Here is a 14703-nt window from a genome sequence, read left to right as displayed (position 1 = left end):
GCCCATGTCCAGTGCCGGTCGGCACGCAGATTCCGAACTTGGGGAGATCCCGCCGTGACCGTCGTGACCGAGCCCCACTCCGACCCCTTTTCCGAGAACACCGCCGACGTGATCGTCGTCGGCGCGGGGCCGGCCGGCTCCACGACCGCCTACTACCTCGCCAAGGCCGGACTCGACGTACTCCTGCTGGAGAAGACCGAGTTCCCGCGCGAGAAGGTCTGCGGTGACGGCCTCACCCCGCGCGCCACCAAACAGCTCGTGGCCATGGGCATCGACATCTCGGAGGAGGCCGGCTGGCTGCGCAACAAGGGCCTGAGGATCATCGGCGGAGGTGTCCGGCTCCAGCTGGACTGGCCGGATCTCGCCTCCTACCCCGACTACGGACTCGTCCGCAAACGCGACGACTTCGACGAGCAGCTCGCCCGCCAGGCCCAGAAGGCGGGCGCCCGCCTGTACGAGCGCTGCAACGTCGGCGCCCCGATCGTCGACGACCGCACCGGCCGCATCACCGGCGTGCACGCCAAGCTCGGCGACGCCGGTGAGAAGCGCGAGGTGACCTTCCACGCCCCGCTGGTCGTGGCGGCGGACGGCAACTCCACCCGGCTCTCCCTCGCGATGGGCCTGCACCGCCGCGAGGACCGCCCGATGGGTGTGGCCGTACGGACGTACTTCGAGTCACCGCGGCACGAGGACGACTACCTGGAGTCCTGGCTGGAGCTGTGGGACCGCCGCGGTCCCGGCGAGGACCGGCTGCTCCCCGGCTACGGCTGGATCTTCGGCATGGGCGACGGCACGTCCAACGTCGGCCTGGGCGTCCTCAACACCTCCAACTCCTTCAAGGAACTGGACTGGCGCGAGGTCCTGAAGGCCTGGTGCGCGTCCATGCCGGAGGACTGGGGCTACACCCCGGAGAACATGACCGGCCCGATCCGCGGCGCCGCCCTCCCGATGGCCTTCAACCGCCAGCCCCACTACACCAAGGGCTTGCTGCTGGTCGGCGACGCCGGCGGCCTGGTCAACCCCTTCAACGGCGAGGGCATCGCCTACGCCATGGAATCCGGCCAGATCGCCGCCGACGTCATCGTCCAGGCCCACGCCCGGTCCACTCCCGCTGGACGCGAGATGGCGCTCCAGCGCTACCCGCGCGTCCTGAAGGACACCTACGGCGGCTACTACACCCTCGGCCGCGCCTTCGTGAAGCTCATCGGCAACCCGAAGGTCATGAAGATCGCCACCCAGCGCGGCCTCACCCACCCGCTCCTGATGAAGTTCACCCTGAAGATGCTCGCCAACCTCACCGACCCGACGGGCGGCGACGCGATGGACCGCATCATCAACGGCCTGAGCAAGGCGGCCCCGAAGGCGTGACCCGTACGGGGCGAGCGTCTCGGGCGCCGGTCCGGCGCGCTTCCGACGGACCGGTGCCCGGGGCGGCTACCCCCTGAGCGCCTCGACGTTGGCCGCCCGGCGGGCGAAGACCTCGTCCCGTCGGGCCGCCACCTGGCGCAGGGCCTCCGCGCGGTCCCGCCGGGAGAGCCGGTCGAGGTAGATCCGGCCGTTCACGTGGTCGGTCTCGTGGGCGAGGCAGCGGGCGAAGTACCCGGTGCCCTCGACGACGAGCGGCCGGCCGTCCTGGTCGAGGCCGCGCACGACGGCCCGGTCCGGCCGCGGTACGTCCATCACGGCGCCGGGGACGGACAGGCAGCCCTCCGAGTCGTCGAGGAGCCGCCTGTGGGAGACGTCGAGCGGCTCCAGGACCGGGTTGACGACATGCCCGACATGCCGGACACCGTCGTCGTCCGGGCAGTCGTAGACGAACAACCGCAGATCGACACCCACTTGGTTCGCCGCGAGCCCGGCCCCGTCCGCGATGTACATCGTCAGGAACATGTCGCCGGTGAGAGCGGCGAGATCGGGCCCGAACTCGGTCACGTCCCGGCACGGCTTGTGCAGGACCTCCTCACCGACCTCGGTGATCCGCCGCACCCTCCCGCGCCGGGCCTGAGGCGCGAGCCGGGGATACGAGTCGACGGGCCTGCCCTGGACGAACACGCTCGGCATGCTGTTCTCCTGTCTCGGTGTCTGCTGTGCCGCGTCCGTGCGGACGCCGGTGACAACAGATCACACAGGAGTGGTGCGCCGAAAGGGCCGCTGCCCCCGAGCGGCTGCGGCCCTTGCGACGTGTGTCGTCGGTGTGTGGTCGATGCTTCTAGAGCACCCGCACCGCGCCGGTCGGCGGGTCGTAGGACAGCGGCTTCTCGGCGACACCCGTGGACGGGTTCTGCGCGCCGACGAACATGCCGTCGCCGACGTACACCGCCACGTGGTACGCGCTGCCCGCGCTGCCCCAGTACAGGATGTCGCCCGGCTGGAGGTTGCTCAGCGAGACCTGGGTGCCGGCGGTCGACTGGTCCTGCGAGACGCGCGGCAGGTCGACACCGATCTGGCTGAAGGCCGCCTGCACGAGACCGGAGCAGTCCCAGGAGTTGGGGCCGGTGCCGCCGGAGACGTAGCTGTCGCCGACCTGCGCCTTGACGAAGTTGACGATCGCGGCGGCCGAACCGGTGGCCGTGGACGTGCTCGTGGACGCGCTGACGCTCGCGGAGGCGGACAGGGAGGTCCGCTCCGCGTCGCGGGTCGCGCGCTCGGCAGCGGCCTTGCGAGCGGCCTCCTCGGCGGCCTTCTTGCGGGCCTCGGCCTTCTTCTTCGCCTCAGCGAGGTCCGCCTTGGCCTGCTTCGCGGCCTTTGCGGCGGCCGCGTCACGCTCGGCCTGCAGCTGGTAGTTCGCCGCGGCCTGCTGTGTGGCGTCGGCGGACTCGGCGACCTGCGCGGCCATGTCGGCCGTCAGGGTGGGCAGTTCGAGGGTCTGCGTCACGGGCTCGGCAGCGTTCGCCGAGGCCGAGGCGCCCGCCGCTGCCATGCTGAGGACGCCACCGGCAACTCCGGCACGCACGGCGAGACTCGACGTCGCGCTGCGGCGGGGTTTCCGGTGGCTGCGTATGTGAGCGGTGTGGGACATGAGAACAACCGGTATCAGGGGCTCCTCCATACCTTCAAGAAACGTGTGCTGCGCCACAGTTGTTCAATCGAACCCCTGAACGCCGGGCGTGTCGCTCTTTATTGACGCCGTAACGGACATTGCGGACGCAGGTGATCAAGCCTGTGATCATGGGCTTTCGTCGTTACGCCCGAATTGCCCTCCGCCTACCACTGGTTGCCATGAGTGGCCAAGCCTCCTTCTCGGGGGGCTCTCGCCAATGTGGCGGAGGTCACGCAACGATTACGAGAACGTGCGCGTCCTGTGTCCGGATCTCCTCCGGCCGCGCTCGTGAACGCGTGCACGCGTCCACATCGGGGTCCATGACTCCCTCTGATGTGTGAACGGCGTCCCTTATCAAGTGGGTGCGTCCAGCACCAATTTGCATGCAAGGGAACCATCTTGATATGGAGACTCCCCGCTCAGGGCGGTGTGACGAGCGGAAATGTCACCTCTCGTGACCACTCGGACGCTTCTCGTACGAAGATCGACACTCTTCCGGCTTCATGATCCCTCGTCAGGTGGTGGAGATCACAAAGCTTGTGCAATACCCCGTGTCGCAGATCACAGACCGGCAGGCATAAGATGCGGGTCAGTTGGGCTTGTGACCTGCTTCACATGTTCTCGATCTTCGCCGGGACGAGCGGGGCTCGTGGGACCGGTGGGGCGGGGCGGGAGTCCGATGCCATCGCCAGCAGTCAGTGCCGACTGAGAGGAGCGAGGAGCGGTGAACGCGTATGCGCCCATCCTCGTACTGGGAGCCCTCGGGGCAGGCTTTGCGATCTTCTCCGTGGTCATGGCCACGCTGATCGGTCCGAAGCGGTACAACCGGGCCAAGCTCGAGGCCTACGAGTGCGGTATCGAGCCGACCCCCACGCCGGCAGGGGGCGGGCGTTTCCCCATCAAGTACTACCTGACGGCGATGCTCTTCATCATCTTCGATATCGAGATCGTCTTCCTCTACCCCTGGGCCGTCACCTTCGACGCCCTGGGTGTTTTCGGGCTCGTGGAGATGCTGCTCTTCGTGCTCACCGTCTTCGTCGCGTACGCGTACGTCTGGCGGCGCGGCGGCCTGGAATGGGACTGAGGGGCCTTTAACTCATGGGACTCGAAGAAAAACTGCCGAGCGGCTTCCTGCTGACCACCGTCGAGCAGGCCGCGGGCTGGGTGCGCAAGTCGTCCGTCTTCCCGGCCACCTTCGGCCTCGCGTGCTGCGCCATCGAGATGATGACCACCGGCGCCGGCCGCTACGACCTGGCGCGCTTCGGCATGGAGGTCTTCCGCGGCTCGCCGCGCCAGGCCGACCTGATGATCGTCGCCGGCCGGGTCAGCCAGAAGATGGCGCCGGTGCTCCGGCAGGTCTACGACCAGATGCCGAACCCGAAATGGGTGATCTCCATGGGGGTCTGCGCCTCCTCGGGCGGCATGTTCAACAACTACGCCATCGTCCAGGGCGTCGACCACATCGTCCCGGTCGACATCTATCTCCCGGGCTGCCCGCCACGGCCGGAGATGCTGATGGACGCCATTCTCAAGCTCCACCAGAAGATCCAGTCCTCCAAGCTCGGCGTGAACGCCGAGGAGGCGGCCCGCGAGGCGGAGGAAGCGGCGCTCAAGGCCCTGCCGACGATCGAGATGAAGGGGCTGCTGCGGTGAGCGACGCGAACGGCACCACGGGCGCCGGGTCGAACGGGGTCAACCCCGAGAAGGACCTCGGCGCCTCCAACCTCCCCGGCCAGCGCGGCGAGGGCGGCGAGGAGATCCGCGTCCAGCGCGGCATGTTCGGCGCCGCCAACGGCGGCGACACCTCCGGCTACGGCGGCCTGGTCCGCTCGATCCGCCTCCCGGGAGCGGCGAGCCGGCCCTACGGCGGCTGGTTCGACGAGGTCGCCGACGAACTCGAGGGCGCCCTGGAGGAACAAGGACTCCTCCCGGACAACGCCATCGAGAAGACGGTCGTCGACCGCGGCGAGCTCACCTTCCACATCGAGCGCGAGCACCTGCTCCGCGTCGCCCGCACCCTGCGCGACGACCCGGCCCTGCGCTTCGAGCTGTGCACCGGCGTCAGCGGCGTGCACTACCCGCACGACAAGGGCCGCGAGCTGCACGCCGTCTACCACCTGCGCTCGATCACCCACAACCGGCTGATCCGCCTGGAGGTCAGCGCTCCGGACACCGACCGGCACATCCCCTCGCTGGTCCCCGTGTACCCGACCAACGACTGGCACGAGCGCGAGACCTACGACTTCTTCGGCATCGTCTTCGACGGCCACCCGGCCCTGACGCGGATCATGATGCCGGACGACTGGCAGGGCCATCCGCAGCGCAAGGACTATCCCCTCGGCGGCATCCCCGTCGAGTACAAGGGCGCCCAGATCCCGGCTCCGGACCAGCGGAGGTCGTACTCATGAGCGCCCACCCGTCGCCCGACCACCGCCCCTCAACGACTCCCTTCGGGAGGCTGTGATGACTGCATCCGCCGCTTCGGCGCGCGAGACCACCGAGGGCACCGTGTACACGGTCACCGGCGGCGACTGGGACGAGATCGTCCAGGCCGCGGCCCGTGCCGACGACGAGCGCATCGTCCTCAACATGGGACCGCAACACCCCTCCACCCACGGTGTGCTCCGCCTGATCCTGGAGATCGACGGCGAGACGGTCACCGAGGCCCGCTGCGGCATCGGCTACCTGCACACCGGTATCGAGAAGAACCTCGAGTACCGCACGTGGACGCAGGGCACCACGTTCGTGACGCGCATGGACTACCTGACGTCCTTCTTCAACGAGACCGCCTACTGTCTCGCCGTCGAGAAGCTCCTCGGCATCGAGGACCAGATCCCCGACCGCGCCACCCTCATCCGCGTGCTCCTGATGGAGCTCAACCGGCTCTCCTCGCACCTGGTGTGCATCGCCACCGGCGGCATGGAACTCGGCGCCACCACGATCATGATCTACGGATTCCGTGATCGTGAAATGATTCTCGACATCTACGAGCTCATCACGGGGCTCAGGATGAACCACGCGTACATCCGCCCCGGCGGACTCGCCCAGGACCTGCCGCCCGGCGCGGTGGACCACATCCGCGAGTTCGTCAAGAAGATGAAGAAGAACCTCCCGGAGTACGACAAGCTCGCCACCGGGAACCCCATCTTCAAGGCCCGCATGCAGGACGTCGGCTATCTGGACCTGGCCGGCTGCATGGCCCTCGGCGCCACCGGCCCGATCCTGCGCTCCACCGGCCTGCCGCACGACCTGCGCAAGTCGCAGCCCTACTGCGGCTACGAGACGTTCGACTTCGACGTCCCCACCGCCGACTCCTGCGACTCCTACGGCCGCTTCCTGATCCGGCTGGAGGAGATGCGCCAGTCCCTGCGGATCGTCGAGCAGTGCCTGGACCGGCTCCAGCCCGGCCCGGTCATGGTCACCGACAAGAAGATCGCCTGGCCCGCCCAGCTCGCCCTGGGACCGGACGGGCTCGGCAACTCCCTCGACCACATCAAGAAGATCATGGGCACCTCCATGGAGGCCCTGATCCACCACTTCAAGCTGGTCACCGAGGGCTTCCGCGTCCCGCCGGGACAGGCGTACGCGGCCGTCGAGTCGCCCAAGGGCGAACTCGGGGTGCACGCCGTGTCCGACGGCGGCACCCGCCCCTTCCGGGTCCACTTCCGGGATCCGTCCTTCACCAACCTTCAGGCCATGGCGGCGATGTGCGAGGGCGGCCAGGTCGCCGACGTCATCGTCGCTGTCGCGTCCATCGACCCCGTGATGGGAGGCGTCGACCGGTGACCACCTCTTCTTCGGAGCGGGGCGTCAGCCTGGGCATGCCCGAACTGCCCGCACCCGCGTACCCGGACGACGTCCGCACCAGGCTGGAGACGGACGCGCGGGAGATCATCGCCCGCTACCCGGACTCCCGCTCGGCCCTGCTGCCGTTGCTGCACCTGGTGCAGTCGGAGGAGGGCCACGTCACGCGCACCGGGATGCGGTTCTGCGCGGACGTGCTCGGTCTGACCACGGCCGAGGTCACCGCGGTCGCCACCTTCTACACCATGTACCGGCGCAGGCCGAGCGGTGACTACCAGGTCGGCGTCTGCACCAACACCCTCTGCGCGGTGATGGGCGGCGACGCGATCTTCGAGGAGCTCCAGGAGCACCTCGGCGTCGGCAACGGCGAGACCACCGACGACGGCAAGATCACCCTGGAGCACATCGAGTGCAACGCGGCCTGCGACTTCGCGCCGGTCGTGATGGTCAACTGGGAGTTCTTCGACAACCAGGACCCCGCCAGCGCCAAGCGCCTGGTCGACGACCTGCGCGCGGGACGTCCGGTCGAGCCCACGCGCGGGGCGCCGCTGTGCACCTTCAAGGAGACCGCCCGGATCCTCGCCGGCTTCCCCGACGAGCGGCCCGGGGCCGTCGAGGCGAGCGGCGGGGCGGGACCCGCTTCGCTGGTGGGCCTCCGCCTGGCAAGGGGAGAGGCCGCACCCGCGCGCGTGGTCCATCCGCGCGAGGGCGGTCCGCACGACGAGCCGCACGACACGGCGGTGCACAAGCCGTCACCCACCGAGCACTTGAGCTCGCACGACGCGCCACAGGACACGTCGGCCTCCGACCCGGCCCACCCGGCCGGGCCCACCGCCGAGGAGGGGGAGTGATGACCTTGGCACCCGAACTCAAAGACACCAGCCCCGAGAAGCTGCTCGCACCCGTGCTGTCGGCCTTCTGGGACGAGGACAGGTCCTGGACGCTGGACGTCTACCGAAGGCACGAGGGGTACGAGGGACTCCGCAAGGCGCTCGCCATGTCGCCGGACGACCTGATCGCCTACGTCAAGGAATCCGGTCTGCGCGGTCGCGGCGGTGCGGGATTCCCCACGGGAATGAAATGGCAGTTCATTCCCCAGGGAGATGGAAAGCCGCACTATCTAGTTGTCAACGCCGACGAGTCGGAACCCGGAACGTGCAAGGACATTCCGCTCCTCTTCGCGAACCCGCATAGCCTCATCGAGGGCATGATCATCGCGTGTTATGCCATCAGGTCGTCGCATGCCTTCATCTATCTGCGCGGTGAAGTCGTCCCTGTGCTGCGGCGGTTGCAGTCGGCCGTGAGCGAGGCCTATGCGGCCGGCTACCTCGGACAGAACGTCCTGGGCAGCGGCCTCGATCTCGACATCACCGTGCACGCGGGCGCGGGCGCGTACATCTGCGGTGAGGAGACCGCACTGCTCGACTCGCTCGAAGGCCGCCGTGGTCAACCGCGGCTCCGTCCCCCTTTCCCTGCTGTCGCTGGGCTCTATGCCTGCCCGACTGTGGTGAACAACGTGGAATCGATCGCGTCGGTTCCCGCGATCCTGCACAAAGGAAAAGACTGGTTCAGGTCGATGGGCAGCGAGAAGTCCCCGGGCTTCACGCTCTACTCGCTCAGCGGCCATGTCGCCAGCCCCGGCCAGTACGAGGCCCCGCTCGGCATCACGCTGCGCCAACTCCTGGAGATGAGCGGCGGAATGCGGCCGGGCCACCGGCTCAAGTTCTGGACGCCGGGCGGCTCCTCGACGCCGATGTTCACCGACGAGCACCTCGACGTCCCCCTCGACTACGAGGGAGTGGGCGCCGCGGGTTCCATGCTCGGCACCAAAGCGCTCCAGTGCTTCGACGAGACCACCTGCGTGGTGCGTGCCGTGACCCGTTGGACGGAGTTCTACGCCCACGAGTCCTGCGGCAAGTGCACACCGTGCCGCGAAGGGACGTACTGGCTCGTGCAGTTGCTGCGGGACATCGAGGCCGGCAAGGGCGTCATGTCCGACCTCGACAAGCTGAACGACATCGCCGACAACATCAACGGCAAGTCCTTCTGCGCCCTCGGCGACGGCGCCGCCTCGCCGATCTTCTCCTCGCTCAAGTACTTCCGCGAGGAGTACGAGCAGCACATCACGGGCCGTGGCTGCCCCTTCGACCCGGCCAAGTCGACGGCCTGGGCCGACTCCCGCACGGAGGTGAACGCATGACCGTGACCACCAACGCTCCCTCGGGCGGGGGAGAGGCGGCGGTCCCGCCGGAGGATCTCGTCTCGCTGACCATCGACGGCGCCGAGATCAGCGTGCCCAAGGGCACCCTGGTCATCCGGGCCGCCGAGCAGCTCGGCATCGAGATCCCCCGGTTCTGCGACCACCCCCTCCTCGACCCGGCCGGCGCCTGCCGCCAGTGCATCGTCGAGGTCGAGGGCCAGCGCAAGCCGATGGCGTCCTGCACGATCACCTGCACGGACGGCATGGTCGTGAAGACCCACCTCACCTCGCCGGTCGCCGAGAAGGCCCAGCACGGTGTGATGGAGCTGCTCCTCATCAACCACCCGCTGGACTGCCCGGTCTGCGACAAGGGCGGCGAGTGCCCCCTGCAGAACCAGGCCATGTCGCACGGCCAGGCCGACTCCCGCTTCGAGGGCAAGAAGCGGACGTACGAGAAGCCCGTCCCGATCTCCACGCAGGTGCTGCTCGACCGCGAGCGGTGCGTGCTGTGCGCCCGGTGCACCCGGTTCTCCAACCAGGTGGCGGGCGACCCGATGATCGAGCTGGTCGAACGCGGCGCGCTCCAGCAGGTCGGCACCGGTGAGGGCGACCCCTTCGAGTCGTACTTCTCCGGCAACACCATCCAGATCTGCCCGGTCGGTGCGCTGACCTCGGCGGCGTACCGATTCCGCTCCCGCCCCTTCGACCTGGTCTCCTCCCCGTCGGTGTGCGAGCACTGCTCCGGCGGCTGTGCGACCCGCACCGACCACCGGCGCGGCAAGGTCATGCGGCGGCTCGCGGCCAACGACCCCGAGGTCAACGAGGAGTGGATCTGCGACAAGGGGCGGTTCGCGTTCCGCTACGCGCAGCAGCGGGACCGTCTCCAGACGCCGCTGGTGCGCAACGCCGAGGGCGAGCTCGTCCCGGCGTCCTGGCCGGAGGCGCTCCAGATCGCGGCTCAGGGGCTGTTGGCCTCGCGGAGCCGCACCGGTGTCCTGACCGGCGGTCGCCTCACGATCGAGGACGCCTACGCCTACAGCAAGTTCGCGCGGGTGGCGCTCGACACCAACGACATCGACTTCCGCGCGCGCGTGCACAGCAGCGAGGAGGCCGACTTCCTGGCCGCCCGGGTCGCCGGACGCGGCCGTGACCTCGACGGTACGGGCGTCACGTACACCGCCCTGGAGAAGGCGCCCGCCGTCCTGCTGGTCGGCTTCGAGGCCGAGGAGGAGGCCGCCGGTGTCTTCCTGCGGCTGCGCAAGGCCTGGCGCAAGCACGGGCAGAAGGTGTTCTCGCTCGCCACGTACGCCACCCGTGGCCTGGAGAAGGCCGGCGGCACCCTGCTGCCCGCCGCCCCCGGCACCGAGACCGAGTGGCTGGACGCGCTCGCGGGCGGGGTCGGCCTGGAGACGGACGGTGCCAGGGCCGCGGAGGCGTTGCGCTCCGAGGGCGCGGTGATCGTCGTGGGTGAGCGGCTGGCCGCCGTCGAGGGCGGGCTGACCGCCGCCGTACGGGCCGCGTCCGCCACCGGCGCCCAACTGGTGTGGATCCCGCGTCGGGCGGGGGAGCGCGGTGCCGTCGAGGCGGGCGCGCTGCCGTCGCTGCTGCCGGGCGGCCGCCCGGCCACCGACCCGCGCGCGCGGGACGAGGTCGCCGCGGTCTGGGGCCTGGCCGAACTGCCGCACCGCTACGGGCGGGACACCGACCAGATCGTCGAGGCCGCCGCCAGGGGTGAGCTCCAGGCGCTGGTGGTCGCGGGCGTGGAGGTCGCCGACCTGCCCGACCCGGCACGCGCGCGTGCGGCTCTGAAGGAAGTGGGCTTCCTGGTGTCGCTGGAACTGCGCCCCAGCGAGGTCACCGCACTCGCGGACGTCGTCCTGCCGGTGGCCGCGGTCGCCGAGAAGGCCGGCACCTTCCTCAACTGGGAGGGCAGGGTGCGCTTCTTCGAGTCCGCGCTCAAGCCCGACCAGATGACCCGCAGTCTCGCGCCCACCGACGGCCGAGTGCTCCAGATGCTGGCCGACGCCATGGACGTCCACCTGGGTCTGCCGGATCTGCGCACCACGCGCGCGGAGCTGGACCGGCTCGGCGCCTGGGACGGACCGCGGGCCACCGAACCCCTGGAGACCGGTGCCCAGGTGCCGCGCCCGGCCGCCGGTGAGGCGGTCCTGGCCGGACACCGGCTGCTGCTCGACCAGGGCGTCCTCCAGGAGGGCGACGAGGCGCTGGCCGGGACCCGGCACGCGGCCCACGCGCGCGTGTCGGCCGCCACGGCGGCGGAGGCGGGCGTCAAGGACGGCGAACTGCTCGCCGTGACCGGTACCGCCGGAGTGGTCGAACTGCCGTTGCGGATCACCGAGATGCCCGACCGCGTGGTCTGGCTCCCGCTGAACTCCACCGGTGGCGGCGTCGCCTCCGACACCGGGGCGCGGCCCGGCTCACTCGTCCGCATCGGCCCGGCGACGCTCGCCGCCGAAGCCCCCAAGGAGGTGGAGGCATGAGCCCGTCCCTCGCCGCAGAAGACCTCTCGATGTTCGGCACCGACCCGTGGTGGCTGGTCGTCATCAAGGCGGTGTTCTGCTTCGCCTTCCTGATGGTGACCGTGCTGTTCTCCATCGTCTGGGAGCGCAAGGTCGTCGCCTGGATGCAGCTGCGCATCGGCCCGAACCGGCACGGCCCCTGGGGCATGCTCCAGTCGCTCGCCGACGGCATCAAGCTGATGCTCAAGGAAGACGTCATCGTCAAACGCGCGGACAAGGTCGTCTACGTCCTCGCGCCGATCGTCGCGGCCATCCCGGCCTTCATGGCGATCGCGGTGATCCCCTTCGGCCCGGCCGGCAACGAGATCTCGATCTTCGGCCACCGCACCGCGATGCAGCTCACCGACCTGCCGATCGCGATGCTGTACATCCTCGCGGTCGCCTCGGTCGGCATCTACGGCATCGTGCTGGCGGGCTGGAGTTCCGGATCCACCTATCCGCTGCTCGGCGGTCTGCGCTCCTGCGCCCAGATGATCTCCTACGAGATCGCGATGGGCGCCGCGTTCGCCTCGGTGTTCCTCTACTCGGGATCGATGTCGACCTCGACGATCGTCGAGGCGCAGCAGGACCGGTGGTACGTCATCCTGCTGCCGGTCTCCTTCATCATCTACATCATCACGATGGTCGGCGAGACCAACCGCGCCCCCTTCGACATGCCGGAGTCCGAGGGCGACCTGGTCGGCGGCTTCAACACCGAGTACTCCTCGATCAAGTTCGCGATGTTCATGCTCGCCGAGTACGTGAACATGGTGACGGTCTCGGCCGTGTCGGTGACGCTCTTCCTGGGCGGCTGGCGGGCCCCGTGGCCCGTCAGCACCTTCTGGGAGGGCGCGAACCACGGCTGGTGGCCGCTGCTCTGGTTCGTGATCAAGGTGCAGTTGCTGCTGTTCTTCTTCATCTGGCTGCGCGGCACGCTTCCCCGCGTCCGCTACGACCAGCTGATGAAGCTCGGCTGGAAGGTCCTCATCCCGGTCTCGCTGGTCTGGCTGATGCTCGTCGCCACCGTGCGGACGCTGCGCAACGAGAACTACGACTTCGCCGACATCGCCCTGTACATCGGCGGCGGTGTCCTCGCCCTGCTCCTGCTGTCCTTCGTCGCGGACATGTTCCGCGAGAAGGCGAAGGCGGCCGAGCCGCCCGTCGAGGAACCGGCCGGATTCGACCCGATGGCGGGCGGGTTCCCCGTGCCGCCGCTGCCCGGGCAGGAGCTTGCCCCGGTGCCCAGGCGCCGCTCGCACCGTGAGCGGGAGCTGATTGTCAGTGGTGGGCCCGATACTCAGAGTGACGGATCTCTGGATGGAAAGGAGGCGTCCGATGGCTGAGGAGCCCAAGGAGACCAAACCCGGTTTCCAGAACCCGGTAGCCGGCTTCGGCGTGACCTTCAAGGCCATGTTCAAGAAGCGGCTGACCGAGCAGTACCCGGAGCAGCAGAAGACCACCGCTCCGCGTTTCCACGGACGGCACCAGCTCAACCGCCATCCGGACGGCCTGGAGAAGTGCGTCGGCTGCGAGCTGTGCGCCTGGGCCTGCCCCGCCGACGCCATCTATGTGGAGGGCGCCGACAACACGGACGAGGAGCGCTACTCGCCCGGCGAGCGCTACGGCCGCGTCTACCAGATCAACTACGCCCGCTGCATCCTGTGCGGCCTGTGCATCGAGGCGTGCCCCACGCGCGCGCTGACGATGACCAACGAGTTCGAGCTGGCCGACTCCAGCCGCGCCAACCTGATCTACACCAAGGAGCAGCTGCTCGCCGGTCTCGAGGACGGCATGGTCGACTCGCCGCACGCCATCTACCCGGGGATGGACGAGCAGGACTACTACCGGGGCCTGGTGACGGAGGCCGCGCCGGGCACCGAGCCCCAAGTGGCCACCTCCAAGGGCGAGGTCGTGCAGGAGGCCGCCTCCACCTTCGGTGAGGACGAACCGGCGTCGGAGAAGGTGATCGGCCGATGACCTCGCAGCTCGCCGCCCACTCCACCTCCCTCGCCGCCTACTCCACCTCCACCGGAGAGGCCTTCCAGTTCTGGGTGCTGGGCACCGTCGCCGTGATCGGCGCCCTGTGCACCGTCTTCATGAAGAAGGCCGTGCACAGCGCGCTCTGTCTCGCCGGAACCATGATCATCCTGGCGGTGTTCTACCTCGCCAACGGCGCCTACTTCCTGGGCGTCGTCCAGATCGTCGTCTACACCGGCGCGATCATGATGCTGTTCCTCTTCGTGGTGATGCTCGTCGGCGTCACGGCCGCGGACTCCCTGAAGGAGACCATCAAGGGCCAGCGCTGGCTGGCCCTTCTCTGCGGGCTCGGCTTCGGCATCCTGCTGGTCGCGGGCATCGGCAACGCCTCCCTCACGGAGTTCAACGGTCTCGCGCAGGCGAACGCGAACGGCAACGTGGAGGGCCTGGCGGCCCTCATCTTCACCAAGTACGTCTTCGCCTTCGAGATCACCGGCGCCCTACTCATCACGGCGGCCGTCGGCGCCATGGTGCTCACCCACCGCGAGCGCACCGAACGGGCCAAGACCCAGCGCGAGATGGCCGAGGAGCGGGTGCGCGCGGGCACGCACGTACCGCCGCTGCCGGCACCCGGCGTGTACGCCCGGCACAACGCCGTGGACATCGCGGGCCTGCTGCCCGACGGCACCCCGTCCGAGCTCACCGTCAGCAAGACGCTGCGCGAGCGCGGCCAGATCCGTGACGTGTCCCAGGAGGCGCTCAACGACCTGAAGGCGCTGGAGCAGCGGGCCGAGGAGCGTCTGGAGCGGACCGCGATCGAACCGTCGACCTTCAAGCGGGCCGAGGAGGCGTCGAAGTGAACCCGGTCAACTACCTCTACCTCGCCGCCCTGTTGTTCACGATCGGCGCGACCGGCGTGCTGATCAGGCGCAACGCGATCGTCGTGTTCATGTGCGTCGAGCTCATGCTCAACGCCTGCAACCTCGCGTTCGTCGCCTTCTCCCGGATGCACGGCAACCTCGACGGACAGATCATCGCCTTCTTCACGATGGTCGTCGCCGCCGCGGAGGTCGTGGTCGGGCTCGCGATCATCGTGTCGCTGTTCCGTTCCCGCCACTCGGCCTCGGTCGACGACGCCAGCCTGATGAAGCTGTAAGGGGTCG

14 protein-coding genes are annotated in these 14703 nt (G+C 69.0%); 12 read left to right on the top strand and 2 right to left on the bottom strand.

Annotated elements, in window-relative coordinates; all coding sequences use genetic code 11:
- Positions 1–54: 54 nt before the first annotated feature.
- Positions 55–1368, top strand: a complete 1314-nt coding sequence (locus tag K4B79_RS40365) for a geranylgeranyl reductase family protein (protein WP_232032408.1) — start codon at positions 55–57, stop codon at positions 1366–1368.
- Between the two features lie 66 nt (positions 1369–1434).
- Here K4B79_RS40365 and def read toward each other — a convergent pair whose 3' ends face one another.
- The gene (gene def / locus K4B79_RS40360; protein WP_232032407.1) at positions 1435–2061 is read right to left on the bottom strand and encodes a peptide deformylase; all 627 of its coding nucleotides are present in this window, start codon (positions 2059–2061) and stop codon (positions 1435–1437) included.
- Between the two features lie 148 nt (positions 2062–2209).
- A complete protein-coding gene (locus K4B79_RS40355) occupies positions 2210–3019 on the bottom strand; it encodes a C40 family peptidase (RefSeq protein ID WP_232032406.1) in 810 nt (269 codons plus the stop codon).
- A 745-nt stretch (positions 3020–3764) separates the two neighbouring features.
- On the opposite strand from K4B79_RS40355, the gene K4B79_RS40350 reads away from it, so the two are divergent.
- From K4B79_RS40350 to nuoK, 11 genes are read left to right on the top strand one after another with little or no spacing between them, the layout of a single operon-like run.
- Positions 3765–4124 (top strand): NADH-quinone oxidoreductase subunit A, encoded by a 360-nt coding sequence (locus K4B79_RS40350; RefSeq protein ID WP_033319564.1) that lies wholly within the window; start codon positions 3765–3767, stop codon positions 4122–4124.
- Positions 4125–4138: 14 nt separating this feature from the next.
- Positions 4139–4693, top strand: a complete 555-nt coding sequence (locus K4B79_RS40345) for a NuoB/complex I 20 kDa subunit family protein (RefSeq protein ID WP_018528252.1) — start codon at positions 4139–4141, stop codon at positions 4691–4693.
- Positions 4690–5448 carry an NADH-quinone oxidoreductase subunit C gene (locus K4B79_RS40340; protein ID WP_232032405.1) on the top strand — a complete coding sequence of 253 codons (759 nt, stop codon included), beginning with the start codon at positions 4690–4692 and terminating at the stop codon, positions 5446–5448. The genes K4B79_RS40345 and K4B79_RS40340 overlap by 4 nt, the downstream gene beginning before the upstream one ends.
- A 55-nt stretch (positions 5449–5503) precedes the next feature.
- Positions 5504–6826, top strand: a complete 1323-nt coding sequence (locus tag K4B79_RS40335) for an NADH-quinone oxidoreductase subunit D (RefSeq protein WP_232032404.1) — start codon at positions 5504–5506, stop codon at positions 6824–6826.
- Positions 6823–7695, top strand: a complete 873-nt coding sequence (gene nuoE / locus K4B79_RS40330; protein WP_232032403.1) for an NADH-quinone oxidoreductase subunit NuoE — start codon at positions 6823–6825, stop codon at positions 7693–7695. Before K4B79_RS40335 ends, nuoE begins: the two co-directional genes overlap by 4 nt.
- A complete protein-coding gene (gene nuoF / locus K4B79_RS40325) occupies positions 7695–9044 on the top strand; it encodes an NADH-quinone oxidoreductase subunit NuoF (protein ID WP_232032402.1) in 1350 nt (449 codons plus the stop codon). Before nuoE ends, nuoF begins: the two co-directional genes overlap by 1 nt.
- Positions 9041–11545: an NADH-quinone oxidoreductase subunit G gene (locus K4B79_RS40320; protein ID WP_232032401.1), complete on the top strand. Its 2505-nt coding sequence runs from the start codon at positions 9041–9043 to the stop codon at positions 11543–11545. The genes nuoF and K4B79_RS40320 overlap by 4 nt, the downstream gene beginning before the upstream one ends.
- Positions 11542–12906 carry an NADH-quinone oxidoreductase subunit NuoH gene (nuoH, locus tag K4B79_RS40315; RefSeq protein WP_232032400.1) on the top strand — a complete coding sequence of 455 codons (1365 nt, stop codon included), beginning with the start codon at positions 11542–11544 and terminating at the stop codon, positions 12904–12906. The genes K4B79_RS40320 and nuoH overlap by 4 nt, the downstream gene beginning before the upstream one ends.
- Positions 12899–13540, top strand: a complete 642-nt coding sequence (gene nuoI, locus K4B79_RS40310) for an NADH-quinone oxidoreductase subunit NuoI (protein WP_232032399.1) — start codon at positions 12899–12901, stop codon at positions 13538–13540. Before nuoH ends, nuoI begins: the two co-directional genes overlap by 8 nt.
- A complete protein-coding gene (locus K4B79_RS40305; protein ID WP_232032398.1) occupies positions 13537–14400 on the top strand; it encodes an NADH-quinone oxidoreductase subunit J in 864 nt (287 codons plus the stop codon). The genes nuoI and K4B79_RS40305 overlap by 4 nt, the downstream gene beginning before the upstream one ends.
- Entirely contained in the window at positions 14397–14696 is a 300-nt protein-coding gene (nuoK, locus tag K4B79_RS40300; RefSeq protein WP_004927567.1) for an NADH-quinone oxidoreductase subunit NuoK, read from the top strand. The genes K4B79_RS40305 and nuoK overlap by 4 nt, the downstream gene beginning before the upstream one ends.
- The last annotated feature ends 7 nt before the right edge of the window (positions 14697–14703 follow it).

The organism is Streptomyces lincolnensis (genome assembly GCF_021173675.1).
Lineage (GTDB): Bacteria > Actinomycetota > Actinomycetes > Streptomycetales > Streptomycetaceae > Streptomyces > Streptomyces lincolnensis_B.
The sequence above is the reverse complement of the archived record's forward strand: the minus strand, read 5'-3'. Positions and strand labels throughout refer to the sequence as shown.